This is a genomic window from Amycolatopsis nalaikhensis (assembly GCF_030264295.1).
Taxonomy (GTDB): domain Bacteria; phylum Actinomycetota; class Actinomycetes; order Mycobacteriales; family Pseudonocardiaceae; genus Amycolatopsis; species Amycolatopsis nalaikhensis.
On record NZ_CP127173.1, the window covers coordinates 8,087,613 to 8,112,774 of the forward strand.

26 protein-coding genes and 1 pseudogene are annotated in these 25,162 nt (G+C 71.7%); 19 read left to right on the forward strand and 8 right to left on the reverse strand.

Annotated elements, in window-relative coordinates; genetic code table 11:
- Positions 1–22 precede the first annotated feature (22 nt).
- Positions 23–949 carry a DMT family transporter gene (locus QP939_RS39415; RefSeq protein ID WP_285451604.1) on the reverse strand — a complete coding sequence of 309 codons (927 nt, stop codon included), beginning with the start codon at positions 947–949 and terminating at the stop codon, positions 23–25.
- Between the two features lie 96 nt (positions 950–1,045).
- On the opposite strand from QP939_RS39415, the gene QP939_RS39420 reads away from it, so the two are divergent.
- On the forward strand, positions 1,046–1,885 hold the full coding sequence (locus QP939_RS39420) for a DUF3626 domain-containing protein (protein WP_285451606.1): 840 nt from the start codon (positions 1,046–1,048) through the stop codon (positions 1,883–1,885).
- On the opposite strand, the gene QP939_RS39425 is transcribed toward QP939_RS39420, so the two are convergent.
- Both QP939_RS39425 and QP939_RS39430 read right to left on the reverse strand, forming a co-directional pair.
- Positions 1,874–2,728: a TIGR03620 family F420-dependent LLM class oxidoreductase gene (locus QP939_RS39425; RefSeq protein ID WP_285451607.1), complete on the reverse strand. Its 855-nt coding sequence runs from the start codon at positions 2,726–2,728 to the stop codon at positions 1,874–1,876. The genes QP939_RS39420 and QP939_RS39425 overlap by 12 nt on opposite strands.
- Positions 2,729–2,792: 64 nt before the next feature.
- On the reverse strand, positions 2,793–3,131 hold the full coding sequence (locus QP939_RS39430) for an ArsR/SmtB family transcription factor (RefSeq protein WP_285451608.1): 339 nt from the start codon (positions 3,129–3,131) through the stop codon (positions 2,793–2,795).
- 76 nt (positions 3,132–3,207) lie between these two features.
- Here QP939_RS39430 and QP939_RS39435 point away from each other — a divergent pair, with 76 nt between their 5' ends.
- Genes QP939_RS39435 through QP939_RS39445 form a run of 3 tightly spaced genes read left to right on the forward strand, consistent with a single transcriptional unit; the run spans position 3,208 to position 5,145 of the window.
- Positions 3,208–3,543, forward strand: a complete 336-nt coding sequence (locus QP939_RS39435) for a hypothetical protein (protein WP_285451609.1) — start codon at positions 3,208–3,210, stop codon at positions 3,541–3,543.
- Entirely contained in the window at positions 3,540–4,481 is a 942-nt protein-coding gene (locus tag QP939_RS39440; protein ID WP_285451610.1) for an aldo/keto reductase, read from the forward strand. Before QP939_RS39435 ends, QP939_RS39440 begins: the two co-directional genes overlap by 4 nt.
- Positions 4,482–4,533: 52 nt before the next feature.
- The gene (locus QP939_RS39445; protein ID WP_285451612.1) at positions 4,534–5,145 is read left to right on the forward strand and encodes a hypothetical protein; all 612 of its coding nucleotides are present in this window, start codon (positions 4,534–4,536) and stop codon (positions 5,143–5,145) included.
- Here the strand turns inward: QP939_RS39445 and QP939_RS39450 are convergent.
- Positions 5,136–5,654, reverse strand: coding sequence for an NUDIX hydrolase (locus QP939_RS39450; RefSeq protein WP_285451614.1), 519 nt, complete (start codon positions 5,652–5,654; stop codon positions 5,136–5,138). The two genes, QP939_RS39445 and QP939_RS39450, sit on opposite strands and share 10 nt — an antisense overlap.
- Before the next feature lie 42 nt (positions 5,655–5,696).
- Between QP939_RS39450 and dop the strand changes: the two genes are divergently transcribed.
- From dop to prcA, 4 genes are all read left to right on the forward strand, one after another.
- Positions 5,697–7,199 (forward strand): depupylase/deamidase Dop, encoded by a 1,503-nt coding sequence (gene dop / locus QP939_RS39455; RefSeq protein ID WP_285451615.1) that lies wholly within the window; start codon positions 5,697–5,699, stop codon positions 7,197–7,199.
- 86 nt (positions 7,200–7,285) lie between these two features.
- Positions 7,286–7,480: a ubiquitin-like protein Pup gene (locus QP939_RS39460; RefSeq protein ID WP_013226725.1), complete on the forward strand. Its 195-nt coding sequence runs from the start codon at positions 7,286–7,288 to the stop codon at positions 7,478–7,480.
- A 123-nt stretch (positions 7,481–7,603) separates the two neighbouring features.
- A complete protein-coding gene (gene prcB, locus QP939_RS39465; protein ID WP_285451620.1) occupies positions 7,604–8,458 on the forward strand; it encodes a proteasome subunit beta in 855 nt (284 codons plus the stop codon).
- A gap of 54 nt (positions 8,459–8,512) precedes the next feature.
- Complete coding sequence (gene prcA / locus QP939_RS39470) at positions 8,513–9,304, forward strand: proteasome subunit alpha (RefSeq protein WP_285451621.1); 792 nt, start codon at positions 8,513–8,515, stop codon at positions 9,302–9,304.
- Between the two features lie 328 nt (positions 9,305–9,632).
- Here the strand turns inward: prcA and QP939_RS39475 are convergent, their stop codons facing one another.
- Entirely contained in the window at positions 9,633–10,823 is a 1,191-nt protein-coding gene (locus tag QP939_RS39475) for an alpha/beta hydrolase (protein ID WP_285451622.1), read from the reverse strand.
- Between the two features lie 103 nt (positions 10,824–10,926).
- Positions 10,927–12,409: pseudogene (locus tag QP939_RS39480) on the reverse strand (bifunctional phosphatase PAP2/diacylglycerol kinase family protein).
- A gap of 143 nt (positions 12,410–12,552) precedes the next feature.
- Between QP939_RS39480 and pafA the strand changes: the two are divergent.
- Both pafA and QP939_RS39490 read left to right on the forward strand, forming a co-directional pair.
- The gene (gene pafA, locus QP939_RS39485) at positions 12,553–13,911 is read left to right on the forward strand and encodes a Pup--protein ligase (protein WP_285451624.1); all 1,359 of its coding nucleotides are present in this window, start codon (positions 12,553–12,555) and stop codon (positions 13,909–13,911) included.
- Positions 13,912–13,972: 61 nt separating this feature from the next.
- Entirely contained in the window at positions 13,973–15,001 is a 1,029-nt protein-coding gene (locus QP939_RS39490) for a WD40/YVTN/BNR-like repeat-containing protein (protein WP_285451625.1), read from the forward strand.
- Here QP939_RS39490 and QP939_RS39495 read toward each other — a convergent pair.
- Positions 14,998–15,696: an SDR family oxidoreductase gene (locus QP939_RS39495; protein WP_285451627.1), complete on the reverse strand. Its 699-nt coding sequence runs from the start codon at positions 15,694–15,696 to the stop codon at positions 14,998–15,000. The two genes, QP939_RS39490 and QP939_RS39495, sit on opposite strands and share 4 nt — an antisense overlap.
- Before the next feature lie 78 nt (positions 15,697–15,774).
- On the opposite strand from QP939_RS39495, the gene QP939_RS39500 reads away from it, so the two are divergent.
- The 7 genes from QP939_RS39500 to QP939_RS39530 all read left to right on the forward strand — a co-directional run bounded on the left by QP939_RS39500 (position 15,775) and on the right by QP939_RS39530 (position 20,647).
- Positions 15,775–16,170, forward strand: a complete 396-nt coding sequence (locus tag QP939_RS39500; protein ID WP_285451628.1) for a winged helix-turn-helix transcriptional regulator — start codon at positions 15,775–15,777, stop codon at positions 16,168–16,170.
- A gap of 10 nt (positions 16,171–16,180) precedes the next feature.
- Positions 16,181–17,164: a helix-turn-helix transcriptional regulator gene (locus QP939_RS39505; RefSeq protein WP_285451629.1), complete on the forward strand. Its 984-nt coding sequence runs from the start codon at positions 16,181–16,183 to the stop codon at positions 17,162–17,164.
- Entirely contained in the window at positions 17,161–18,141 is a 981-nt protein-coding gene (locus tag QP939_RS39510; protein WP_285451630.1) for a helix-turn-helix transcriptional regulator, read from the forward strand. The genes QP939_RS39505 and QP939_RS39510 overlap by 4 nt, the downstream gene beginning before the upstream one ends.
- A 9-nt stretch (positions 18,142–18,150) precedes the next feature.
- Positions 18,151–18,363, forward strand: coding sequence for a bacteriophage holin (locus tag QP939_RS39515; protein WP_285451631.1), 213 nt, complete (start codon positions 18,151–18,153; stop codon positions 18,361–18,363).
- Between the two features lie 31 nt (positions 18,364–18,394).
- Complete coding sequence (tatA, locus tag QP939_RS39520) at positions 18,395–18,709, forward strand: Sec-independent protein translocase subunit TatA (protein ID WP_285451632.1); 315 nt, start codon at positions 18,395–18,397, stop codon at positions 18,707–18,709.
- Positions 18,710–18,794: 85 nt separating this feature from the next.
- Positions 18,795–19,766: a twin-arginine translocase subunit TatC gene (tatC, locus tag QP939_RS39525; RefSeq protein ID WP_285451633.1), complete on the forward strand. Its 972-nt coding sequence runs from the start codon at positions 18,795–18,797 to the stop codon at positions 19,764–19,766.
- Positions 19,766–20,647, forward strand: coding sequence for a diacylglycerol/lipid kinase family protein (locus QP939_RS39530; RefSeq protein WP_285451635.1), 882 nt, complete (start codon positions 19,766–19,768; stop codon positions 20,645–20,647). The genes tatC and QP939_RS39530 overlap by 1 nt, the downstream gene beginning before the upstream one ends.
- Here the strand turns inward: QP939_RS39530 and QP939_RS39535 are convergent.
- Positions 20,644–21,219: a hypothetical protein gene (locus QP939_RS39535; protein WP_285451636.1), complete on the reverse strand. Its 576-nt coding sequence runs from the start codon at positions 21,217–21,219 to the stop codon at positions 20,644–20,646. The two genes, QP939_RS39530 and QP939_RS39535, sit on opposite strands and share 4 nt — an antisense overlap.
- Before the next feature lie 183 nt (positions 21,220–21,402).
- On the opposite strand from QP939_RS39535, the gene QP939_RS39540 reads away from it, so the two are divergent.
- Positions 21,403–24,198, forward strand: a complete 2,796-nt coding sequence (locus QP939_RS39540; RefSeq protein WP_434219601.1) for a DEAD/DEAH box helicase — start codon at positions 21,403–21,405, stop codon at positions 24,196–24,198.
- Positions 24,199–24,357: 159 nt separating this feature from the next.
- The gene (locus tag QP939_RS39545) at positions 24,358–25,131 is read left to right on the forward strand and encodes a DUF4333 domain-containing protein (protein WP_285451638.1); all 774 of its coding nucleotides are present in this window, start codon (positions 24,358–24,360) and stop codon (positions 25,129–25,131) included.
- Positions 25,132–25,162: the final 31 nt, after the last annotated feature.

Sequence of the window (25,162 nt, forward strand, 5' to 3'; positions counted from 1 at the left end):
GGCAGCCGCCCCATCGGCGTGTCTAGCGGCCGACCAGTTCGGCTTCCCGCCGGGTTGCGCGGCGGGCGCGCAACTTTCCGTGGGCGGCGAGGATGCCGAGCACCACGAGCAAGGCCCCCGCGGGCTGGTTCCAGCTCACCGGTTCGCCGAGCACGAGCACGCCCAGCAGCACCCCGACGACCGGTGTGAGGTAGGTCACCGCCGAGGCGTTGGCCGCGCCCCAGGCCGCGATGATGCGGACGTTCCAGACGTACGCGAGGCCGGTCCCCAGCACCCCGAGCGCGAGCATGCTCGCCACCACCGCGAAGTCCAGCTGCACCGGCGTGGCCGCGATGGCGGGGGCGAGCGCGCCCAGGATGACCGTCGCCGACGCGGTTTGCCCGAACGCGACGACCACCGGGTCCGTCCCACGGGGTGAGACGAACCGGCGCATGTAGACGAAACACGCGCCGTAGCACGTGGTGGCGCCGAGACACGCGAGCTGCGCGGTCAGCTGGTGCGAGACGTCGACGCCGTGCCACACCCCGACGATCGTGAGCACGCCGAGGAATCCGAGCAGCAACCCCAGCACCCGGGGTGGCGTGAACCGCTCTTCGGGCAGGGCTGCGGCCGCCAGCAGCATCGTGATGAGCGGCGTGGTCGCGTTGAAGATGCTCGCCAAACCGGACGAAATGTACTGTTCCGCCCACGAGAACAGCAGGAACGGCACCACGCACAGCAGGATCGAGACGACCGCGAGATGGCCCCAGAGCACGGGATCGCGGGGGAGTGGCCGCCGCCGCACCACGAGCACCGCGGCCAAGGCGAACGCGCCCAGCGCGACGCGTGCCAAGGCGACCTGGGCGGGGGAGAGCCCGCCCAGGCCCACCTTGATGAACAGGAAACTCGCACCCCAGACGATCGCCAGCAGCGCGAACCGCACCGTGACCCCGAAACCCGCCAGTCGCATGGGCGCAGTCAAGCCGGGCGGCCGCGCGCGAAGCCAGCGGTTTTCGGACGCTGTCCTGCGTATAACGGCCTATACGGTGGGGCTAGAATGGAACCCATGGGCTGGGGGAGCGGAGAAACACGCTGGCAGGACGCCGTCAGGTACGTCGCGAGCCGGGTTTCCGGACCGCCGCTGCCTGAAGACCTGTGTGTCACACTGCACTTCCACCCGGACCGTCTCGTGGGCGGCGTGCCACTGCTGCGCCACCTCGTCACCGACGGCGTCTACCGCTCGCAGTTCGAGACGGGCACCAGCAACGGCGGCCTGACCGCGCACGACGGCGGTGACCGCTGGCGGTGGGAGAGCCGCATGTTCGGTGGGGTCTACGACCGGCTGCCGCCGTCCGAGCGGCCGAAGTACGGCTCGCTGAACTACCGGCGCCGTCCGGCGGGCGGGTCGGTCCGGTTCGGCTCGTGCCACTTCCGGCTCAAGCGGGAGGTCTTGCGGCGCACGACGTTCTGCTACCCGGACAGCTGCACCGAGCCCGTCGACTTCGGTACCCCGGCGCACATGCCGTTGCTGCCGCTCGCCGAGGCGGGTGACCTGGACGAGCTGGACGACCACATCGAGGCCCACGTCCACGGTCCGCTCCCGCTGGCGGGCAACGTCGAGGCGCTCGTGCTGGACCCGGCGTACCGGGGGACCGACATCGAGGCGGTGGCCAGGGAGTTCTCGTTCCCGGTGTACTGGCACCACGGGTTCCGGCTGCCGGTGGCGGTGCTGGCCGAGCACGCGGACTTCCGCGGCGAAGAGGTCGTGCGGGCCGGGAGGGACATCGCCGAAGACGGCTGGCTCGACGCCCGCGTCATCGGCGACGCCGTCCGCGCCGGCACGCACGACCCCCAGGTGCTCAAGCGCCTCTGGCACTGCACCGCGCGGTTCGGGTTACGCGGGTAGCAGCGCGTCGGCCAGCCGTCGCCAGTGCGGCATGGCCGACGTACCCGGCTCGACCCCGATGACCTGGACGCCCACGTGGTCCGCGCCCGCGTCGACGTGCGCCGCGAGCTTGCCCGTGATCGTGTCGAGGTCGCCCCAGAACACCAGGTCGTCGATGAGCCGGTCGCTGCCGCGGCCGCCGTCGATGTCCGCCTCCGTGTAGCCGAGCCGCAGGTACTTCGCGACGTTGTACTTCGACGTGAGGTACCGGTGCAGGTGTGCGCGGGCGATCTCGCGGGCCTTCGTCGCGTCCGTCTCGAACAGCACCGCGTGCTCGACGCCGAGGAACGGCCCGTCGCCGAGGATCTCGCGCGCCTGCGCCGTGTGCTCCGGTGTCACGTGGTACGTGTGCGCGCCCGCCGACCGGTCGCGGGCCAGCTCCAGCATCTTCGGGCCGTAAGCCGCCAGCAGGCGCGGGATCGGGGCGCCGTCCAGCGCGTCGAGGTAGTCGTTCATCGCCTGGAGCGGCTTCGCGCCGGGCTTCCCGCCGCCGAACCCGAGGCCCAGCACGTGACGGCCGGGGTAGGCGTCCGCCAGCAGCAGGGCCGCGGCGCGCGTCCACCGGGCTTCGCGGGCCCAGATCTGCGCGATGCCGTTGAGGACCGTGATCCGTTCCGTCGCCGACAGCAGGAACCCGGCGTGGGTCAAGGCTTCCCGCTTCTCGGTTTCCGGGATCCAGAGCGCGGGCCAGCCCCGTTCGTCCAGCTCCTGCGCCGAATCGCGGATCAGGCTCGCGGGCTGGTCCTCGAAGTCGAACGTCCAGATCCCGTAGCGGCCCAGCCGCGTCTTGTCGATCGTATCCATAAATCGAAGTATCGCAGATTTACGATATGAACGACAAGCAGGGGTGACGAAGCGGGGAGGGGAGCTAGAGGGTCCGGCCGAGGACGGCGACGAACTCGGCGATCCGGGCTTCGTCCCGCTTGTAGTGCGTCCACTTGCCGACGCGCGTCGCGCGGACAAGGCCGGCGCGCTGCAACTCGGCCATGTACGCCGAGACGGTCGACTGCGCGAGCCCCGTCTTCTCTTGGATGTGCGTCACGCACACGCCGACCTCGACCGGATCGGCGATCGCCCGTTCGACCGGGAAGTGCCGCACCGGGTCGCGCAGCCACCGCAGCACCTGCAGCCGCACCGGGTTCGCGAGCGCCTTGAACACGTCGAGCAGCGGCTCGACGTCGGGTTCGGGTTCGGTGTGCGTCGTCATGGGCTTCGAGATCAGCATAACCGGCCCCGGCGTGTGCTCCCCGGACCTTCGCGTATAACGACCTATACTCACCGGCGTGACCGAAGATTCCCGGCCCCGCGCGCCCATCACCGAAGCCGACGTCCTGGCCTGGCTGGAGACGACGGCCGCCGCCGTCGAGGCGGGGGAGGTGGCGCCCCAGGAACTGATCGACCTGCTCGGCGAGCTGCGCCGCGCGTCCGCGGCCTGCGCCGACGCGTCGGACTGGCTGCTGCTCGCCGCGCGCGAGAGCGGGGCCAGCCTCCGCCAGATCGCGCCCGTCTTCGGCAAGGGTTACGTCCGCGCGCCCGCCGCGCGCCTGGAGAAGCTGCACCGCCAGGCGCAGACGTCGGGCCAGTGGCTGGCCATCCTCCGGCACAAGCAGACGGCGTGAAGGCGCCCGTGGAGCGCGTCGCGCTCGGCCTGGCGGCGCTGGGCCGTCCCGCCTACATCAACCTCGGCCGCGACGACGCGCTCCCCGCGGTGCGGGACGTCGAGTCGATGCGCGCGGCGACGTTCGAGGTCCTCGACGACGCCTACGCCGCGGGCGTCCGGCACGTGGACGTCGCTCGCTCTTACGGGCGCTCGGAGGAGTTCCTCGCCGGTTGGCTCGCCGAACGCGGCCACGCCGACGTCGAGGTGTCCAGCAAGTGGGGCTACGCCTACGTCGGGGACTGGCGCATGGACGCCGAAGTCCACGAGGTGAAGGAGCACTCGGCGGCGCGGTTCGCCGCGCAGTGGGCGGAAACCCTGGCGCTGCTGGGGGACCGGGTCTCGCTCTACCAGGTGCATTCGCTCACTGTGGACAGTCCACTGTTCACCGACGAGCCGCTCCTCGAAGCGCTGGCGGAGCTGGCCGCGAACGGGGTCGCGGTCGGGTTCTCGACGTCCGGGCCGCGGCAGGCGGACGCGATCGAGCGGGCGTTCGCGCTGGAAGTGGCCGGGCGGCCGGTGTTCTCCGCGGTGCAGTCGACGTGGAACGTCCTGGAACCGTCGGTGGGCCGGGCGCTCGAAGCGGCGCACGCGGCCGGGAAACGGGTGCTGGTCAAGGAAACCCTCGCCAACGGCAGGCTCGTGGTCGAAGCGCCGCGGGCCGTCCTCGACGTCGCGGCCGCGCACGGGACCGGCGCCGACGCGGTCGCGGTGGCCGCTGTGCTGGCGCGCGACTGGGTGGACCGCGCCGTCATCGGCCCGGCGAGCCCGGCCCAGCTGGCGGCGAACCTGCGGGCCACCACGCTTTCCTTGAGCACAGAGGAGGAGGCCGCGCTGGCGGGTCTCGCGGAGAATCCCGAGGAGTACTGGCGACACCGGTCCTCCCTCCAGTGGCGGTGAGCCGCTGCACTACCCTTCGCAGGCACCAACGGACGACAGGAGGCCGGAGCGAGTGCGTCATCGTCAGGTGGTCGCCTTGGCCGCGGTCGCGTTGGCGGGCCTGACGGCCTGCGACGGGCCGGATCCGAACAACCTGGAGACGTACTACGACGATCCGGCGCCCACGTCGGCGCCGGTCGAGGCCGCTCCGGTGAGCCCGGCGAGGGCCGCTCCGGTCACGCCGGCCGTCGCCGCTCCCGACCCCGGTCTGCTCGCGGAACGAGCGCTGCTATCCGACGCGGACGTCGCCGAAGAAGGTGTGCAGCCGGGTTCCGGCGAAGCTTCGGGTTGCCTGACCGCCGGGGTGTCGACGAGCAGCCGCACCGCGACCTGGCGCTACCCGAGTGGGTCCGTGCTGCGCCACCGCGTCGCGGCCTACCCCGAGCGGGTCGCCGTCGACGCCGTGGCGAACGCGGAGTGCGCGGGCAAGACGGTGACCGTGCCGCCGCAGTCCGGCGTGGACCTGCAACGCGCCTGGTGCGAAGGCAAGACCTGCACCGTGCTGCTGGCCAAGGGGAACCTCGTGTCGGGCTTGACCGTCTCGGCGAGCACGGAGACGCGCGCGATGGACGCGGCCAAGCGGCTCCTGCCCGCGATGACGGCGAAGCTGACCGCTCAGCCGTAGCGGCGGAACCACTCCTGGACGCCTTCGCGGCCGTCAGGGATGAACGGCAGCTCCGGGGCCGGGTCGTCGATCCACGCGCGGAGTTCTTCCAGCGGGATCCAGCGGCCTTCGACGATCTCCTCGGCCTGGTGGTGGATCGGGCCGTCCCAGCGGACCTCGAAGGCGAAGTTGTGGCAGCGGTTGCGGCCGTCGTCGTAGACCTTGGTGAACAGCGGCACGGGTTCCACCCCGTGGACGCCGAGCTCTTCGGCGAGCTCGCGGCGGGCGCACTCGGCCGGGGTTTCGCCGGCGGCGACCACGCCGCCGGCCCAGCAGTCCCACGTCGAGGGGAACACGTCCTTCACGGCGGTGCGGAGGTGCACGTAAACGGCTCGGCCGTCACCCGAACGGACCAGTACGACGCCGGCGGCGTGCCACAGGGCCTCGGCGCGGACCCTGGCGCGGGTGGCCGTGCCGACGACCGAGCCCGCCTGGTCATAGAGGGCAACGAGTTCGTCACTGCCTGGCATGGGTGCATCGTTCCACTAGGGCGACCCCGTAGGGTGGTGGACATGCGGCGGATCATGGGAACCGAAGTCGAGTACGGCATCTCCGTGCCGGGCGACGCGACGGCGAACCCGGTACTCACCTCCACTCAGGTCGTGCTCGCCTACGCGGCGGCGGCCGACATCCCGCGCGCCCGGCGCGCGCGGTGGGACTACGAGGTGGAGTCGCCGCTGCGCGACGCGCGCGGGTTCGACCTGACCGGCCCCGGCGGGCCGGGCCACGACCCGGACGTCGAGGACCTCGGCGCGGCGAACGTCATCCTGACCAACGGCGCGCGGCTGTACGTCGACCACGCGCACCCGGAGTACTCGGCACCCGAGGTGACGAACGCGCGCGACGCGGTCATCTGGGACAAGGCGGGCGAGCGCGTCGTGGAGGAGGCGGCGATGAAGGCCGCCTCCGTGCCGGGGCAGCCGCAGCTGCAGCTCTACAAGAACAACGTCGACGGCAAGGGCGCGAGCTACGGCACGCACGAGAACTACCTGTGCGCGCGGTCGACGCCGTTCACCGCGATCATCGCGGGGCTGACGCCGTTCTTCGTGTCGCGGCAGGTCGTGACCGGCTCGGGCCGGGTCGGGATCGGCCAGCAGAGCGAGGAAGCCGGGTTCCAGCTCTCCCAGCGTGCGGACTACATCGAGGTCGAGGTCGGCCTCGAAACCACGCTGAAGCGCGGGATCATCAACACCCGCGACGAGCCGCACGCGGACGCGGACAAGTACCGGCGGCTGCACGTCATCATCGGCGACGCGAACATGTCGGAGTACTCGACGTACCTCAAGGTCGGGACGACGGCGCTGGTGCTGGACCTGATCGAGTCGGGCATCCGGTTCGACGACCTGAAGCTGGACGAGCCGGTCAAGGCGGTCCACCAGATCAGCCACGACCCGACGCTGAAGACACAGGTCGCGCTGGCGAACGGGAAGAAGTACACCGGGCTGGACCTGCAGTTCGCCTACCACGAGATCGCCTCGCAGAACCTGGAGCGCACGGGCGCGGACCAGGCGTCGAAGGAGGTCCTGCGGGTCTGGGGCGAGGTGCTGGACGCGCTGGCCCGCGACCCGCAGGAGTGCGCGGACCGGCTGGACTGGCCGGCCAAGCTGCGGCTGCTGGAGGGCTACCGGCAGCGGGACCAGCTGGCCTGGGGCGCACCGCGGCTGCGGCTGGTCGACCTGCAGTACTCGGACGTGCGGCTGGCGAAGGGCCTGTACAACCGGCTGGTCACGCGCGGGTCGATGAAGCGGCTGGTGTCGGAGGAAGAGGTGCTGGCCGCGGTGACGACGCCGCCGTCGGACACGCGGGCCTACTTCCGGGGCCGGGCGCTGGAGAAGTACGCGACGTCGATCGCGGCGGCGTCGTGGGATTCGGTCATCTTCGACGTGGGCAAGGAGTCCCTGGTGCGGATCCCGACCCTGGAGCCGCTGCGGGGGACGAAGGCGCACGTCGGCAAGCTGCTCGACAACGCGGCGACCGCTGAAGAGCTGGTGGAGGCGCTCACCGGTTCGGACTAGGCGGGACGCACCAGCGATCGCGGCGTGACCCCGAATGTCGGGGGCGCTGGGTAGGCTAGGAAACATCAGCCACACCGGGAGGCGAGATGGCCCAGGAAAAGATCGAAAAGCACGGCGGTGGTGACTCCGACGAGGAGTTCGACGACACCGGCGCGGCGGGTCAGGAGCGGCGCGAAAAGCTCGGCGAGGACGTGGACACGATCCTGGACGAGATCGACGACGTGCTCGAGGAGAACGCCGAGGACTTCGTCCGGGCCTACGTGCAGAAGGGCGGCGAGTAAGCCGCTCGGGCGCCGCGCCCTTGCCGACCGTTCAGCCGGCGGCCGGGGTTCCGCGTGGCGGTGACCCCTGCGGGTCGCCGGCCGTGGGGCCCCGGCCCGCACAGATGGGATTTTTGAGCACGTATGGACAACACCAGGGGCATCTCGGGTCCCGCGCTGCCTGCCGCGTACTTCTCGTCGGCGACGTCGTCGTTCTCCGATTTCCTGCGTGAGCAGGCACCGGAGCTGCTCCCGCAGCGGCGGGTGGCGCCGGGTGCGGCGGAGCTGAACATCCCGCACGGGACGACGATCGTGGCCTGCACGTTCGCGGGCGGGGTGCTGATCGCGGGCGACCGGCGGGCGACGTCGGGGAACCTGATCGCGAGCCGGGACATCGAGAAGGTGCACGTCACCGACGAGTATTCGGCGGTGGGCATCGCGGGCACGGCGGGGCTGGCCGTGGAGATGGTGCGGCTGTACGCGGTCGAGCTGGCGCACTACGAGAAGATCGAGGGCGTTTCGCTGTCGCTGGACGGCAAGACGAACAAGCTGGCCGGGATGGTCAAGGGCAACCTCGAGATGGCGATGGCCGGGCTGGCGGCGATCCCGTTGTTCGTGGGCTACGACCTGGAGGCCGAGGACGCGAAGCACGCGGGCCGGATCGTCTCGTACGACGCCGCGGGCGGGCGTTACGAGGAGAACGGCGGCTACGCGGGCATCGGTTCGGGTTCGCTGTTCGCGAAGTCGGCGTTGAAGAAGCTGCACGACCCGGACGCGGACGTCGAAGGCGCGGTCCGGGTGGCGGTGGAGGCGCTGTACGACGCGGCGGACGACGACACGGCATCGGGCGGCCCGGACCTGGTGCGCCGGATCTTCCCGAGCGTCGTGACGATCACGGCGGAGCAGGGTGCCGTGCAGCTGTCCGAGTCGGAGACCGCGGCGGTCGCCGAGGCCGTGGTCCAGGGCCGCATCGAGCGCCAGCAGCGCCGGCTGTCCTGACGCGGGGCTTGGACCAGTGAACGTAGGAACACCGAAAGACCTGGAGCGCACACCGTGACGATGCCGTTGTATGCCTCTCCCGAGCAGCTGATGCGGGAGCGTTCCGAGCTGGCGCGCAAGGGCATCGCGCGCGGCCGGAGCGTGGTGGTGCTGAAGTACGCGGGCGGCGTGCTGTTCGTGGCGGAGAACCCGTCTGCCACGCTGCACAAGGTGTCCGAGATCTACGACCGGATCGGCTTCGCGGCGGTCGGCCGCTACAGCGAGTTCGAGAATCTGCGAGTGGCGGGCATCCGCCACGCGGACTTGAAGGGCTACCAGTACGACCGGCGTGACGTGAGCGCAAGGGCACTGGCGAACGCGTACGCGGCGACGCTGGGCAGCATCTTCACCGAGCAGCTGAAGCCGTTCGAGGTGGAGATCTGCGTAGCGGAGGTGGGCGCGAGTGCGGCGGAGGACCAGCTGTACCGCCTGACGTACGACGGGTCGATCTTCGACGAGCCGCAGTACGTGGTGATGGGCGGCCAGGCGGACAAGATTTCGGCAAAGCTGAAGGAGACGTTCGAGGACGGCCTGGAGCTGCAGGCGGCGCTGGGCGTCGCGGTGGCGGCCCTGCGAACCCCGAGCCAGCCGGCGTCGTCGACGTCGTCATCGGCAGGCTCGTCATCGAGCACCCCGGCGGCGAACGGAAACGGCGAAGCGGACCCGATCAAGCTGGAGGTGGCGGTCCTGGACCGGGACCGCCCGAGGCGATCATTCCGCCGCCTGACGGGAGCGGCGCTGGACGCACTGCTCCCGGTCCCGGACCCGGTGGGCGAGGAGCCAGAGAGCAAGCCGGAAGGCGAGTGAGGTTCAGAAACAGGGGCGTGGCCAGTGGCCGCGCCCCTGTTTCGTGGGGACGGAGAGCCCAACTTAGACAAAGGAGCTGGGTGGTCATCCCGTCGCCTGAGGCCGTCAAATCACTTTGAGCCAGGCCCGCAACTACTCCCAGAACGCGAGTTGGCTACGGAGGCTTGCGGGCCTGGCTCAAAGTGATAGGCCTCAATCAGGCGACGGGATGACCACCCAGCGGCCCCCACGAGAACGCAAGAAGGCTACGAAGCCCCGGCCATCCCGGAGCCTGCCCGTCCGGCGAGGACATGTTTTGCCTGTGGACGTTCGCGCTCGAAGAACGAGGTCAAGAAACCACAGGCGAAGCCCGAAAGGCCTGATCGGCAAACGCCAGCAGGTAAGGCAACGTAGCCCGAGCGGTGTGCCAGGTGTGGTTGAACCCGCGTTCGGCATGCACAACAGCCTCCTGCCCCCGAGCCCGAAGAGCATCCGCGATCCGATGGGCAGTGGTCACATCGGTAGGCGCCCCAGTCCCCACAGCCAACATCACCGAGATCGGCGCTGGAAACGCCATGGTCGGCAGGTACCGACGCGGCGTATTGGCAGCAATGGCGGCCTGATTGCCGTCGAGAACCCCTACAGAGTCATTGAGATCGTCGTAGGGCAGCGCGATCACCAGCGTGGCGAACTCATCGACATGATGCAGCCCGATATTCAAAGCACCGAAGCCACCCCCGGACATGCCGCCCAACGCCCGGTGACCACGGTCAGGGATCGTGCGGTAGCGGTGGTCGATCGCCGGGACCACCGTACGGGCCAGGTAAGTCTCCAATTGCGGGCCACCCGGGACGTCGAGGCACTCCCAGTCCGTGGCCGGGTTGCCCGCCGTCAGGTCGACGCTCACCACGATCATCGGCGCGATCACGTGGGCCTGCTGCAGCGCCAAGAGCGTGCCTGGCGCGTCGCCCGAGGTGAGCCAGTCTCGCGGGCCGCCGAACGGGTAGCCGTGGATCAGGTACACCACCGGGTAGCGGCGGGCCGTGTCCGTGGTGTACCCCGGCGGCAGGATCACGTAGTTGCTGCCCGACGGGATCCCGTGCGCCGGATCCGGCAGGTTCACCACGTCGACGCGCTGACCGGCGCTCACCGCGGCCCGCGGTGCGGCGGCGCTCGCTTCGGGTGCCTCCTTGCCGTCGTCGAGGAGGCGTCCGGCGAGGTTGACGACCCCCGGGCCGCGCTGGAGCAGGCGGGCGAGGTCGTCGGTGGTGCGCACGTAGCCGACGTAGCTGTTGAGGCACGTCACCGCCGCGAGCAGCAGGAGGACGCCGAACGCCGTCGAGCCCCAGCGGCGGATCCGGCGCCGGTGCCCGAGCGCGATCACCACGGCCAGCACGGCGACGGCCGCCGAGGCGAGCGAAAGCCAGATGAGCGGTGACTCGAGCGGGCCCAGGTCGCGGGCTCGGGCGGTGATGTCGCCAGGCAGCACCGGGTCCGTCGCGGCCCGGTGCACGGCGTTCGCCCAGCCGTGCCCGTCCATCGAACCCCCGCTCGTCCCCTGGCCGCGGGCAGGGTCGCCCGCATCTCGATCATGACGCTAGCCAGGGGCACCTGTGGGTTCGTTGAGAGAAGGTAAAGAGCGATTAAAGGCGGTAGATGGTGAGGGCGCTCGGCCGGGACCGGAAGCGGAACCGGTTGCCGAGCGGGCCGACCTCGCCGTCGGTGGCGACGCGGCGGTTGCCGTCGAGCAGCTCGACGTCCAGCTCCGGCAGGTCGAGCTTCCTGGTAGACGTGGCTGGCCGCGAGGCTGCGGGTGAGCATGGCCAGCAGGAACCGGGCGCGGGAGTAGGGCAGGTCCGCGCGCAGGTAACGGATGTCGAGCAAGCCGGTGTCGAGCGCGGGACGGCGGCTGGGCGCGAACCCCTTGGGCGCGTACGTGCCGTTGCCGACGAAAAGCAGCCAGACCTGGGTGAGCTTGCCGTTGAGCCGGACGGTCAGCGGCTTGGCGTGCCGCAGCGTCCTGGCCAGCGCGATCGCCGCCGACGGCCACTTGGGGTGCCGTTCCTGCAGCTTCTCGCGCAGCCGCACCATCTCCGGGTAGCCGCCGAGGCTGGCCGTGTTGACGAACCATCGGTGATCGGCGCCGTTCGATCCGCCGATCTCGACCTCGCCCAGGTCGATGCCGACGGCGTTGCCGACCTCGGTCGCCGCGTCGGCGTCGGGCATCGCGCGGACGCCGACGTCGCGGGCGAAGTGGTTCAACGTCCCGGCCGGGATGAGCGCGAGCGGCAGTTCGCGCTCGGCGGCCACGGACGCGACCGCCGCCACGGTGCCGTCGCCGCCCGCGACGCCGAGCGCGCGGACCGTGCCGCGCGCGTCGATCTCGGCCTCGAGCTGGGCGCGCAGCTCCTGCTTCGGGTCCGGGTAGAGCAGGGCGGCCTTGGGCCAGGCGAACCGGACCTCGTCGGTCGGGTCGTGGGTGGCCACGCCGGAGCTGGGGTTGACGACGACGAGCATGTCCTCCCCGTCGACCATCTCGGGGGCCTCGGCGTCGTGGGCCGTGCGGCCGGGGATGTCGTCGTGCAGGGGCCACCAGTGCCGCGTCGCGAGCCCGACGCCGACCCCGATGCTCAGGCCGACCCCCACGTCGGAGGGCCAGTGGACGCCGGTGTGGACGCGGGAGTAGGCGACCGCCAGCGCCAGCGGGGCCACGGCGAGCCCCGCTTTCGGGGACTCCATCGCCACCGCCGTCGCGAAGGCCGCGGCGGACGCCGAGTGCCCGGACGGGAACGATGACGACGTCGGCCGTTTCCGCAGGCGGCGGTGCATGGGCACCTCCTCCTCGGCCGGGCGGCGGCGCGGGAACAGCGGCTTGCCGATGAGGTTCGCGGCGGCGCTGGCCCCGGCGATCGCGACCACCCCGCGCAACGCGGCCCGGCGCGTCTCGCCCTTCCTGGTGGCCAGCAGGGCCGCGACGCCCCACCACAGGCGGGACTTGTTCGCCGATCTCGACAGTGCCATCAGGGCGTCATCGGCTCGTGAAGCGGGCAACGCCGCACTGCGCCGCATCAAGGCGCGGTCGGTCCGCCCGACCCGCCGGAAGGCCCGGATGAGCTGGTGTGACAAAGGGTCCGCCTTCCGCGCGCCGTCAAGAGCCGTGCTCCAATCGTGCCGTATTCAGGGTGAATTCACCGTCTGTGGCCTACTGGGGGCGTGTCGACGCCCGAACGGCGCACCGTCGAAGGGGGTGCAGCGCCTACTCTGGTGGGATGCAGCGGCGGATCTTTGGCATCGAGACCGAGTTCGGGGTCACGTGCACCTTCCACGGACAGCGCAGGCTCTCGCCCGACGAGGTGGCGCGCTACCTGTTCCGGCGAGTCGTGTCGTGGGGACGCTCCTCCAACGTGTTCCTGTCGAACGGCTCCCGGCTCTACCTCGACGTCGGCTCGCACCCCGAGTACGCGACGGCCGAGTGCGACGACCTGGTCCAGCTGGTCACGCACGACAAGGCGGGTGAGCGGATCCTCGAGGACCTGCTCGTCGACGCCGAGCGGCGGCTGGCCGACGAGGGCATCGGCGGCGACATCTTCCTGTTCAAGAACAACACCGACTCGGCGGGCAACTCCTACGGCTGCCACGAGAACTACCTCGTGACCCGGGCGGGTGAATTCTCCCGGATCGCGGACGTGCTCCTGCCGTTCCTGGTGACCCGCCAGCTCATCTGCGGCGCCGGCAAGGTGCTGCAGACCCCGCGCGGCGCGGTCTACTGCCTCTCCCAGCGTGCGGAACACATCTGGGAAGGCGTCTCCAGCGCGACCACGCGGTCGCGGCCCATCATCAACACCCGCGACGAGCCCCACGCCGACGCCGAGCGCTACCGGCGCCTGCACGTCATCGTGGGCGACTCGAACATGGCGGAGCCGACGACCATGCTCAAGGTCGGCTCGGCGAACCTGGTGCTCGAGATGATCGAGGCCGGCGTCCAGTTCCGCGACTTCACCCTGGACAACCCGATCCGGGCGATCCGCGAGATCAGCCACGACCTCACCGGCCGCCGCCAGGTGCGGCTGGCCGGCGGGCGCGAGGCGTCGGCGCTGGACATCCAGCGCGAGTACCACGCCCGCGCCGTCCAGCACCTCAAGGAGAACGGCTCGACCCCGGCGAACGAGCGCGTCGTCGAGCTGTGGGGCCGGGCGCTCGAGGCGGTCGAGCAGCAGGACTTCAGCAAGATCGACACCGAGATCGACTGGGCGATCAAGCACCGGCTGGTCGAGCGGTACCGGCACAAGCACGACCTGGACCTGTCCAGCCCGCGCATCGCGCAGCTCGACCTGGCCTACCACGACATCCGCCGTGGCCGGGGCATCTTCGACCTGCTCCAGCGCAAGGGCCTGGTCCGCCGGGTCACCGACGACGGCGAGATCGAGGCGGCCAAGGACACCCCGCCGCAGACGACGAGGGCGAAGCTGCGCGGCGACTTCATCGCCGCCGCCCAGGCCGCCGGGCGCGACTTCACGGTCGACTGGGTGCACCTGAAGCTCAACGACCAGGCCCAGCGCACGGTGCTGTGCAAGGACCCGTTCCGCTCGGTCGACGAGCGCGTCGAACGGCTGATCAGCTCGCTCTGACCGGCCCGCCCGCCCGGCGTTCCCTACGAAAGTCGCCGGGCGGGTGCGGCAGGATCGGCGCATGCGTGTCGTGCTGCTCGTGTGCGCCCTGCTGGTGTCGGTCGCCGTGCCCGCGTCGGCGGGGGAGCGCCTGCCGAAGTGGGAGCTGACGCCGACCGGGGTCACCGCCCAGTTCCGCGGCCTGTCCGCGGTGAGTGCGCGGGTGGCGTGGGTCAGCGGCACCCAGGGCACGGTGCTGCGGACCACGGACGGCGGGGCGACCTGGAAGTCCGTCGGCCCGCCGGACACCGGGACGCTCGAGTTCCGCGACATCGAGGCGTTCGACGCCGAGCGCGCGGTGGTCCTGTCGATCGGGCCCGGGACGGACTCCCGCGTCTACCGGACCGACGACGGCGGCGCCCACTGGCGCCAGACGTTCCAGAACACCGAGGCGGCGGCGTTCTACGACTGCCTGGCCTTCTTCGACCCGTGGCGCGGGCTGGCGATGAGCGACCCGGTCGACGGCCGGTTCCGGGTGCAGGCCACCTTCGACGGCGGCCGCAGCTGGCGCCAGGTCCCCGACAGCGGTTTCCCGCCCGCGTTGCCGGGCGAGGCGGGCTTCGCGGCGAGCGGCCAGTGCGTCACGACGGCGGGGCCGTTCGAGGCGTGGCTGGCCACCGGCGGCGGCGCGAAGGCTCGAGTCCTGCACTCCGGCGACGGCGGACGGCACTGGACGGCCGCTGCGACGCCGTTGCCGAGCAGCGCGTCGGCGGGGGTGTTCGCGGTGGCGTTCCGGAGCCCGGGCCAGGGCATCGCGATCGGCGGCGACTACGCGAACCCGACGGCGCCCGGCCCGGCGGTCGCGCTCAGCCACGACCGCGGCCGGACGTGGGCGACGCCGAGTGAGTACCCGGCCGGCTATCGGTCGGGCGTGGCCTGGCGGGGTGGGACGGTGCTCGGGGTCGGCCCCGGCGGAAGTGACCTCAGCCGGGACGGTGGACGGCACTGGACGGCGTTCGACTCGGGCAGTTTCGACACCGTGGACTGCACGGGGTCGGGGAGCTGCTGGGCCAGTGGGGTCCAGGGCCGCGTCGCCCGCCTGGGCCGCTAGAGCACCTGGCCCGTCGGCCGGACCATGATCTCGTTGACGTCCACCGACGGCGGCTGCTGCAGCGCGTACAACACCGCGCGGCCGATGTCCTCGGCCGCCAGCATCGGCTTGGCTCGCTGGGCGTCGGTGAGGATGTCCGTGTCCGTGATGCCCGGGTTGATCAGCGTCACCCGCACCCCCGTGCCGACCGCCTCCTCGCGGATCGCCCCGGCCATCCCCGTCACGGCCCACTTCGTCGCCGAGTAGAGGCTCGCGTTGCGGATGTAGCGCCCGGCCACCGAGCCGGTGATCAGCAGGTGCCCCGCCGTCTCCTTGAGCGCGGGCAGCGCCGCGCGAGCCGTGTACGCCGCGCCCAGCACGTTCGTGCGGACCATGTCCTCCCACGCCCGTGGGTCGGGGTCGTCGGTGCCGAAGAACGACGTCCCCACCCCGATCCCGGCGTTGGCGAACGCCGCGTCGAGGCGGCCGAACCGGTCCACCGTCTCGGCGACGGCTCCGGAAATCGCGGGCCAGTCGGCGACGTCCGCGCCGAGGGCCAGCGCCCGGTCTTCGCCGAGCTCGGCGGCGAGCGAGGCGACGGACTCCGCCTTGCGTGCGACGAGAGCGAGCCGGAACCCGGCCGCGGCGGCCAGCCGCGCGGTGGCGGCCCCCAGGCCGCGGGACGCGCCGGTCACGAGGAGAACACGATCATCCATGCCGTCAGGCTAGCCCCGCGAACGCGCGGGGAGCTACTCTCCATCAGGAAGCGGGTCCCGCGACGAAGGAGGCAGCCGGTGGCGGACCAGCGAGATGCCTACCTCTCGGCGTGCCCGTCCCGGAAGCTCCTGGACGAGATCGCCGGCAAGTGGGTCAGCCTGATCCTGGTCGCGCTCGGTGACGGCCCGCAGCGCTACAGCGACCTTTCGCGGCGCATCGCCGGGGTCAGCCAGAAGATGCTCACCCAGACCCTGCGGGTCCTCGAACGGGACGGGCTCGTCCGCCGCGAAGTGACCGCGTCGGTGCCCGTCCGCGTCGACTATTCCCTTACGCCGCTTGGGGAAAGCCTGCGCGCGCTGATGGCCGGGTTCAAGGGGTGGGCCGAGGCTAACTTCGACGCCGTGAGCAGCGCCCGCGCCGACTACGACGCGCGCACCCCGGACCTCACGATCGGGCCGGGCGGCGCGAGCTAGGCTCTACCGGGTGTCCACCGCACGCGCCGAACGGCTGGTCAATCTGGTGCTGGCCCTCCTGTCCACCCGGCAGTACCTCACTGCCGAGCGGATTCGCGGCATCGTGCCCGGCTACGGCGACGCGGCCAGCGACGACGCCTTCTTCCGGACCTTCGAACGGGACAAGACCGAGCTGCGCGAGCTCGGCATCCCGCTGGAAACCGGCCGCAACTCCGCCTTCGACGCCATCGAGGGCTACCGCATCGCCCGCCGCGACTACGAGCTCGGCGAGATCGACCTCGCCCCCGACGAAGCCGCCGCCGTCGCGCTCGCCTCCCGGCTGTGGGACTCCCCGGAGCTGACCGGGCAGGCGCAGGGCGCCCTCGTGAAGCTGCGGGCCGCCGGGCTGGAGGTCGACGACCAGGCGCCCACCGTCGTCGAGCCGCGCGTGCGCGCCGAACCGGCGTTCGGGCCGCTGCTCGCCGCCGTGCAGAACGGCCAGGTGGTCAAGTTCGAGTACCGGCGCAGCGGCTCGCCGGAACGCCGGGTGCGCACCCTCGAGCCGTGGGGCGTCGTGTCGTGGAAGGCCCGCTGGTACGTCGTGGGGCACGACCGCGACCGCGGCGCCACCCGCTGCTTCCGCCTCTCCCGCGTCACCGGCCAGGTCCGCACCGTCGGCAAGCCCGGCGAGGTCAAGCGGCCCGAGGGCGTCAACCTGCTCAAGCTCGTGTCGGTCACCGGCGAGTCCGAGCCCAGCCCGGTGACGGCCGCGCGGCTGTGGGTCGCCGACGGCCGGGCCGCCGGGGTCCGCCGCCGCGGCACCGTCGTCGGCCGGTGCACCGTCGACGGCGAAGAGGGCGACCTCGTCGAGATCGGGCTCTACTTCCCGGAGTCCGCCGCCGACTGGATCGCCGCGCAGGGCCCCGACGTCGTCGTGCTCGAACCCGACGTGCTGGCCAAGTCCGTCCAGGACCGGCTCGAAGCCGTCGTGGCCCGGCAGGGGAGCGGCCGGTGAGCGGGTCCACCGACCGGATGTCGAGGCTGCTCGCCCTCGTGCCGTACCTGCTCGCGCGCCCGGGCATCCGCGTCGACGAGGCGGCGCACGACTTCGACGTCACGCCCAAGCAGCTGCGCAAGGACCTCGAGCTGCTGTGGATGTGCGGGCTGCCCGGCTACGGGCCCGGCGACCTGATCGACCTGTCCTTCGAGGGCGACACGATCGTCGTCACCCACGACGCCGGGATGAACCGCCCGCTGCGGCTCACCGGTGGTGAGGCGACCGCGCTGCTGGTCGCGCTGCGGGCGCTGGCCGAGACGCCGGGCGTGGTCGACGGCGACGCCGTCCGCCGCTCCATCGCCAAGATCGAGTCCGCCGCCGGGCAGGCCCAGCCCGCCGGCGTGGTCGTCGGCGGTGGCGTGCGCGAAGGCAAGAAGACCGCGCGGACCCGCGAAGAGGTCGCCCAGGCCCTGCAGGACGGCCGGGCGCTGCGGATCCGCTACTACACCGCGTCGAAGGACCAGATCACCGAGCGCACGGTCGACCCGATGCGGTTGCTGATCGTCCAGGCCGTCGGCTACCTGGAGGCGTGGTGCCGACGCGCCGAGGGCGTCCGGCTGTTCCGGCTGGACCGGATCGACGAGCTGACGGTGCTCGACGAGCCGTCCCGGCCGCCCGCGCACGCCCACCCGACCGACATCTCCGACGGCGTCTTCCGCGAGCGGCCCGACCAGCGGGAGGCCGTGCTGGTCCTCGACCCGGACGCACGCTGGGTAGCCGAGTACTACCCGTGCGAGGAGCTCGACGAGCTCGACGGCGGCCGGCTGCGGATCCGGATGCGCTACGCCGACCAGTCCTGGATGGTGCGCCTGGTGCTGGGACTCGGCGGGGAAGCGCTGGTGGAGAGCCCGGCCGACCTCGCGTCGGACGTCGGCCGCCGGGCCGCCGACGCCGTGGCCCGAGCCCGTCACCTTCCGTCAACCTGCGACCACTAGGCTGACCGCGTGCCGTACCTGCCCACCATCGTGCTCGCCGCGATCGGCCTGCTGCTGCTCCTGCTTCTGCTGGTCCGGACCGTCAAGGTCTTGCGTGCTTTCCGGCGGACCGCAAGCATGGTGGCTACGAACACCCAGGACCGGGCGGGGTTGATCCGCGCCCGGACGGCTGCGTTGCGCGTCGCGTTCGCGGAACGCCGCCGGTCTCCGGAAAACCAGTAACATCCCTACCAGACGCAGATAGGAGGCCACCATGCTGAACGGATTGCAGCCGTGGCATTTGATCATCTTGGTGCTCGTCGTCGTGCTGCTGTTCGGGGCCAAGAGGCTTCCCGACGCGGCCCGGTCCATCGGCAAGTCCATGAAGATCTTCAAGGCCGAGACCAAGGACCTCACCGGCGACAAGTCCGCGGCGCACGATGACGCCGAGCCCGCCGAGACGAAGCAGATCCCGGCCACCCCCGCCGCCCCGGCTTCGACCGACCAGCAGGTCGCCGACCTGCAGCGGCAGCTCGACGAGCTGAAGAAGCAGCAGGCGGCCGACCAGCCGCAGAAGAACGCCAGCTGACGGCTGGGCCACACCCGGTCCCTGGTCCACGGAGCGCGCCGGCCCCGGCGCGCTCCGGCGGACACCGACGAGAACGGAACATCCCGTGGCGGAACCCGCCTCCGGTAACGGTGACAGCCGCCGGTCGAAGCGGCGCAAGCGCAGCCGTCGCAGCAACCCCGACGGCACGATGACGCTCATCGAGCACATCTACGAGTTCCGCCGCCGTCTCGGCTTCGCGCTGCTCGCCGTCGTCATCGGCGGCATCTTCGGGTTCATCTGGTTCAGCACCAAGCTGGGCCCGATCCCGTCGCTCGGCGACATCATGAAGGCGCCTTACTGCGCCATCCCGGCGGATCGCCGGCTCAACGGCGCCGCGGGCTGCCAGCTGCTGCAGACGGTGCCGTTCGAAGCGTTCATGATCCAGATCAAGGTGGGTGTCGCCGCCGGTGCGGTCGTGCTGTCCCCGGCGTGGCTCTACCAGCTGTGGGCCTTCATCGCGCCGGGCCTGTACTCGAAGGAACGCCGGTACGCGCTGACGTTCGTCGGGTTCGCCTCGGTGCTGTTCGCCGCGGGCGCCGTGCTCGCCTACATCCTGTTCCCGCACGCGCTGCAGCTGCTCATGGGCTTCGGCCAGGGCGAGTTCATCACGGCGCTGACCGCGGACAAGTACATCTCGTTCATGCTGTCGCTGCTGGTCATCTTCGGGATCAGCTTCGAGCTGCCGCTGCTGGTCGTGATGCTCAACCGCGTCGGCGTGGTCAAGTACCGCCAGCTCAAGAAGTGGCGCCGCGGCATCGTGTTCGCGTTGTTCGTCTTCGCGGCCTTCGCCACCCCCGGCTCCGACCCGTTCTCCATGCTCGGCCTCGCCGGTGCCCTCACCGTGCTGTTCGAGATCGCCGTCCAGATGGCCCGCTTCCACGACCGGAAGCTCGACCAGGCCCGCGAGGACGAAGGCTGGGACAAGCTCGCCGACGACGAAGCCGCGCCGTTCGACTACACGCCGAGCACCATCGACGACGAGCCGTCCACCCCGACCGCGTCCGGCGGCCGGGCCAGCACCGACGACGTCACGTAGTGGGGATCCACGCCGCGCTGGCCGTGCACCCGGCCTCGGGGCACGGCGCCGCCGCCCGGATCGCCGACACCGTCGCCGAGCGGCTGCGCACGGCGGTCGACCGCCTCGACGTCCTGGTCGCCACCAGCGTCGAAGAGTCCCGTGAGCTGATGCGGACCTCGCACGACGCGGGCCTCGACGTCCTGATCGTGCTCGGCGGCGACGGCGCCGCTCACCAGGGAGTCCAGTTCTGCGCGAACCACGACGTCGCGCTCGGGCTGGTCCCGGCGGGCACCGGCAACGACTTCGCCCGCGCCCTCGGCGTCCCCGGTGAGCCGCTCGCGGCGGTCGATGCCCTGGTCGCGGCCCTGAAGTCCGGCGCGCGGCGGCGGATCGACCTCGGGCGCATCGGCGACACCTGGTTCGCGACGGTGCTGTGCGCGGGCTTCGACGCGAGCGTCAACGAACGCGCCAACCGGATGCGCTGGCCGTCCGGCCCGCGCCGCTACGACGTGGCGATCCTCGCCGAGCTGGCCGCCTTCCGCGCCCGCCCGGTGGTGGTCGACACCGGCAGCGAACGGCTGGAGCTCGACGCGACCCTGGTCGCCGTGGGCAACACCCCGTTCTACGGCGGCGGCGTGCCGATCTGCCCGACCGCCGACCCCGAGGACGGCGTCTTCGACGTCACGATCATCGGTCACGCCACCCGCCGCGGCCTGATCCGGATGCTGCCCGGCCTGCGCACCGGAAAGCACCTCACGCACCCGGCGGTCCGCACGCTGCGCGCCCGCTCGGTTTCCCTGGACGGCAACACCTGGCCGGCCTACGCCGACGGCGAGCCGCAGGGGAGTGTCCCGGTGACGGCCAGCTGCGTCCCCGGCGCGCTGACCGTGCTCGCTTAGGCGTCGTAGCCCCCGGCCCGCGCGACCAGCTGGCGGAAGTGCGCCGGGGTGAGCAGCCGTCCCGCGTCGGCGAAGTAGACCCCGCCGCAGCGGTGGCAGAACCAGCCCTGCTCCCACACCTGCTGGGCCGCGGGCACCCCACGCCGCTGCTTGCGGTGCGCCCGCAGCTTGCGCACGTAGAGCCAGATCAGCACGCCGGCGGCGACGTAGACGCCCACCGCGGGCAGGGCCAGCACGGCGAAACCCAGGACCTTCGCGCCCGGGCCGCCGGGTGGCGGGTCGTCGGCCGCCGAGAACGGCAGCAGCAGGAAGCAGCTGCCGACCAGCGCCAGCGCGATCACGGCCGCGAGCAGTCCGCCGTTGCGGCGCGGGGGAGGGAAGGGGTCCAGTGAGCGGGCGACGGCGGTCACCGAGACCCCGCTGACCTGGGAGCTCGTGTAGACGACGCCGTCACCGGCCGGGACGGCGACCGTCGGGCCCTGGCCGCGGTAGAACGAGTGCCCGCCCTGGTACACCGCGGGCACGTGCTGCACCTGGTCGAGCTGGCCGCAGCTCGGACACGGTTCGGTCATCGGGGCCTCCTCACGCCGCTCCGACGACGGACGACGCGAACCGGTTCCCGGCACATTCAGGTGTATAACGACCTATACCGCCGGGCCGGTTTCTTGATCAGCACGGGTCCGAGCCGCCGAAAAAACCCGCGGGGACCAGGAGCGACTCGCCGTCGGTCACGCGGCGTGCGGACCGGCGGGGGGATGTGGAACCCTGACGAGGTGGCCAGTAGCCCTTCTCCGTCCCCGGCCGAGGCCTATGCGGCCTCCTTGCGCCGCGGGAAGTACCCCCAGCTGACGCGTTTCGCCGCGGAGGCGTCCTTCGAGTTCGACGACTTCCAGATCCGGGGGTGTGAGGCCCTCGAGGGCGGCCACGGCGTGCTCGTGTGCGCGCCCACCGGGGCGGGCAAGACGGTCGTCGGCGAGTTCGCCGTGCACCTGGCGCTGGCCGAGGGCCGCAAGTGCTTCTACACGACGCCGATCAAGGCGTTGTCGAACCAGAAGTACGCCGACCTCGTCGCCCGCTACGGCCCCGACGCCGTCGGCCTGCTGACCGGGGACACCTCGATCAACGGCAACGCGCAGGTGGTCGTGATGACCACCGAGGTGCTGCGCAACATGCTCTACGCGGGGTCCTCGACGATCACCGACCTCGGCTACGTGGTCATGGACGAGGTCCACTACCTGGCCGACCGGTTCCGCGGGGCGGTCTGGGAAGAGGTGATCCTGCACCTGCCCGAGCACGTCCGCGTGGTGGGGCTGTCGGCCACGGTGAGCAACGCCGAGGAGTTCGGCGAGTGGCTGGTCGAGGTGCGCGGCGACACGACGGTCGTGGTCGACGAGCACCGGCCGGTGCCGCTGTGGCAGCACATGCTGGTGGGGAACCGGCTGCTGGACCTGTTCGCGGGCGAGGACACCCACGCGCCGGGGGCCGAGCTGCGGATCAACCCGACGCTGCTGCGCCGCACCGAGGAGGTCGGGCGGCTGCACGCGCCCGCCGGGCTGCGGGGCCCGCGCGGGCGGCGAGGTGCGCCGCCGCGGATGCCGCGGTACCGGCCGCCGTCGCGGGTGGACGTCGTCGAGCAGCTGGACCGGGCCGGGCTGCTGCCGGCGATCGTGTTCATCTTTTCGCGGGCGGGCTGCGACGCCGCGGTGGGGCAGTGCGTGCGGTCGGGGCTGCGGCTCAACGGGCCGGCCGAGGTCGAGGAGATCCGCCGGATCATCGAGGAGCGCACGTCGGACCTGCCCGAGGGCGACCTGGGCGTGCTCGGGTACTGGGAGTGGCGGGAGGCGCTGGAGCGCGGGATCGCCGGGCACCACGCCGGGCTCTTGCCGGCGTTCAAGGAGACGGTCGAGGAGCTGTTCGTCCGCGGCCTCGTGAAGGTCGTGTTCGCGACGGAGACGCTCGCGCTGGGGATCAACATGCCCGCGCGGACGGTCGTGCTGGAGCGGCTGGTCAAGTACAACGGCGAGGCGCACGTCGACCTGACGCCGGGGGAGTACACGCAGCTGACCGGCCGGGCGGGGCGGCGGGGCATCGACGTCGAGGGGCACGCGGTCGTCGCGTGGCAGCCCGGGGTCGACCCGAAGCAGGTCGCGGGGCTGGCCTCGACGCGGACCTACCCGCTGCGGTCGTCGTTCCGGCCCGGCTACAACATGGCCGTGAACCTGGTCGCGCAGGTCGGCGCGGCCGAGGCGCGGGAGCTGCTGGAGCAGTCCTTCGCGCAGTTCCAGGCGGACCGGTCGGTGGTCGGCACGGCACGCCGGATCGAGCGCAACAAGGAAGCGCTCAAGGGGTACGCGGCCGCGATCACCGGGGACTTCGAGGAGATGCTCGAGTACGTCGAGCTGCGGGCGAAGATCTCGACGCGGGAGAAGGCGCTTTCGCGGCAGAACACCGCGGTGCGGCGGGCGGGGACGGCGGAGTCGCTGGAGAAGCTGCGCAAGGGTGACGTCATCGCGGTGCCCGCCGGGCGGCGGGCCGGGCTGGCGGTGGTCGTCGACCCGGGGCTGGACCCGATCCGGGAGCCGCGGCCGGTCGTGGTGACCGAGGACCGGTGGTCCGGACCGCTGTCGGTGGCGGACTTCCCGGCGCCGGTGGAGGCGCTGGGCCGCATCAAGCTGCCCAAGCACATCGAGCTGCGGTCGCCGAAGACCCGGCGTGACATCGCCTCGACGCTGCGGAACGCCGGGATTTCGTTGCCGGGCAGGCAGAAGCGGCGGTCCGGCGCGAACGAGGACGGTGAGCTGGCGGCGCTGCGGCGTGCCCTGCGGTCGCACCCGTGCCACGGACTGGCCGAGCGGGAAGCGAACCTGCGGTGGGTCGAGCGGTACCAGCGGCTCGCGGCGGAAACCCAGCAGCTGGAACGGAAAGTCGCGGCGACGACGCACTCGCTGGCGCGGGCCTTCGACCGGATCCTGGCGCTGCTGGGCGAGCGCGGCTACTTGGGGCCGGAGTCGGCGGGAGACGGCGAGGACCGCGTCACCGAGCACGGCAGGCGGCTGACCCGGCTCTACAGCGAGTCGGACCTGCTGGCCGCGGAGTGCATCCGGCACGGCGTGTGGCGGAAGCTCGGTCCGGCCGAGCTGGCCGCCGTCGTCTCGACGCTGGTGTTCGAGGCCCGGCGGGACACGGCGGGGGAGCCGCGGCTGCCCGGCGGGGCCGTGCCGGAGGCGTGGCAGGAGACGGTGAAGCTGTGGGTGGACCTGACCGAGGACGAGCGGCGGCACCGCCTGGACCGCACGCGGGAGCCCGACGCGGGCTTCGCGTGGCCGGTCTACCGGTGGGCGCGCGGCGAGTCGCTGGAGAAGGTGCTCACGGCCGCCGAAGCCAACGGGCAGGAGTTGTCGGCGGGGGACTTCGTGCGGTGGTCGCGGCAGGTGATCGACCTGCTCGACCAGATCCGGGACGTGCTCGGCAAGGCCGATCCGGTGGGCGCGGCGGCGGCCGACGCGGTCAAGGCGCTGCGGCGGGGTGTCGTCGCCGCGGGTGCCGCGTGAACTCCGTGTTAGCCCTGCTCCGGACGGCGGAGGCGGTGAGCGTGGACACGTGTGCTCGGCTCCGACCTGTGGTTGGATCGCCTGCGACACCGTGCGTACGCGGCTTGACGGCGGTTTCGGGGTGGACAGCGAGATGAGCGAAGCAGGCGGAGGCAGACGATGAGCACGCCGTATGGCGGCAACGACCCACAGCAGCCCCAGTACGGGCAGCAGCCGGGCGGCGCGTACCCGCCGAGCGGGCCGCAGGAACAGCCGCAGTGGGGGCAGCAGCCGCCTTCGTACGACCCGAACCAGCAACAGCAGTGGGGCCAGCCGCAGCAGCCCCAGCAACCGCAGCAGTGGGGTCAGCAGCCCGGCGGGTACACGCCGCCGCAGCAGCCGCAGTGGGGCCAGCAGCCGCCGCCGTACGGGCAGCAGCCCGGTGGGGGTTACCCGCAGAGCGGCCCGCAGGCCCAGCCCCAGTACGGGCAGCAGCAGCCGGGTGGCGCGTACCCGCAGAGCGGGCCCCAGCAGCAGCCGCAGTACGGCCAGCAGCCGCCGCAGGGCCAGTACGACTACGGCCAGCAGCAGTTCCCCGGCCAGGGCGCGCCGGAGGGCGAGAAGCCGGCGAAGTCCAAGAAGGGCCTGCTGATCGGCATCATCGTGCTGGTCGTGGTCGTCGCGGTGGTCGGCGTGCTCGGGTTCGTGGCGCCCGGGTTCTTCAAGACGCAGGTCTTCAACAACACGCAGATGCAGACCGACGTGCAGAAGCTGCTGACCGAGACGTACAAGATCGAGGGCGTCACCGCGGTCACCTGCCCGGCCGAGCAGAAGGTGGAGGACGGTGCGAAGTTCGAGTGCACCGCCACCATCGCCGGCAAGCCGCAGCAGGTGCAGATCACGGTGAAGGGCGACGGCGGGAACTACGAGGTTTCCCCGCCCGCCGCGAAGTAGCGCGGGCGCGAAGTCCGGTCGCCGGGAATTC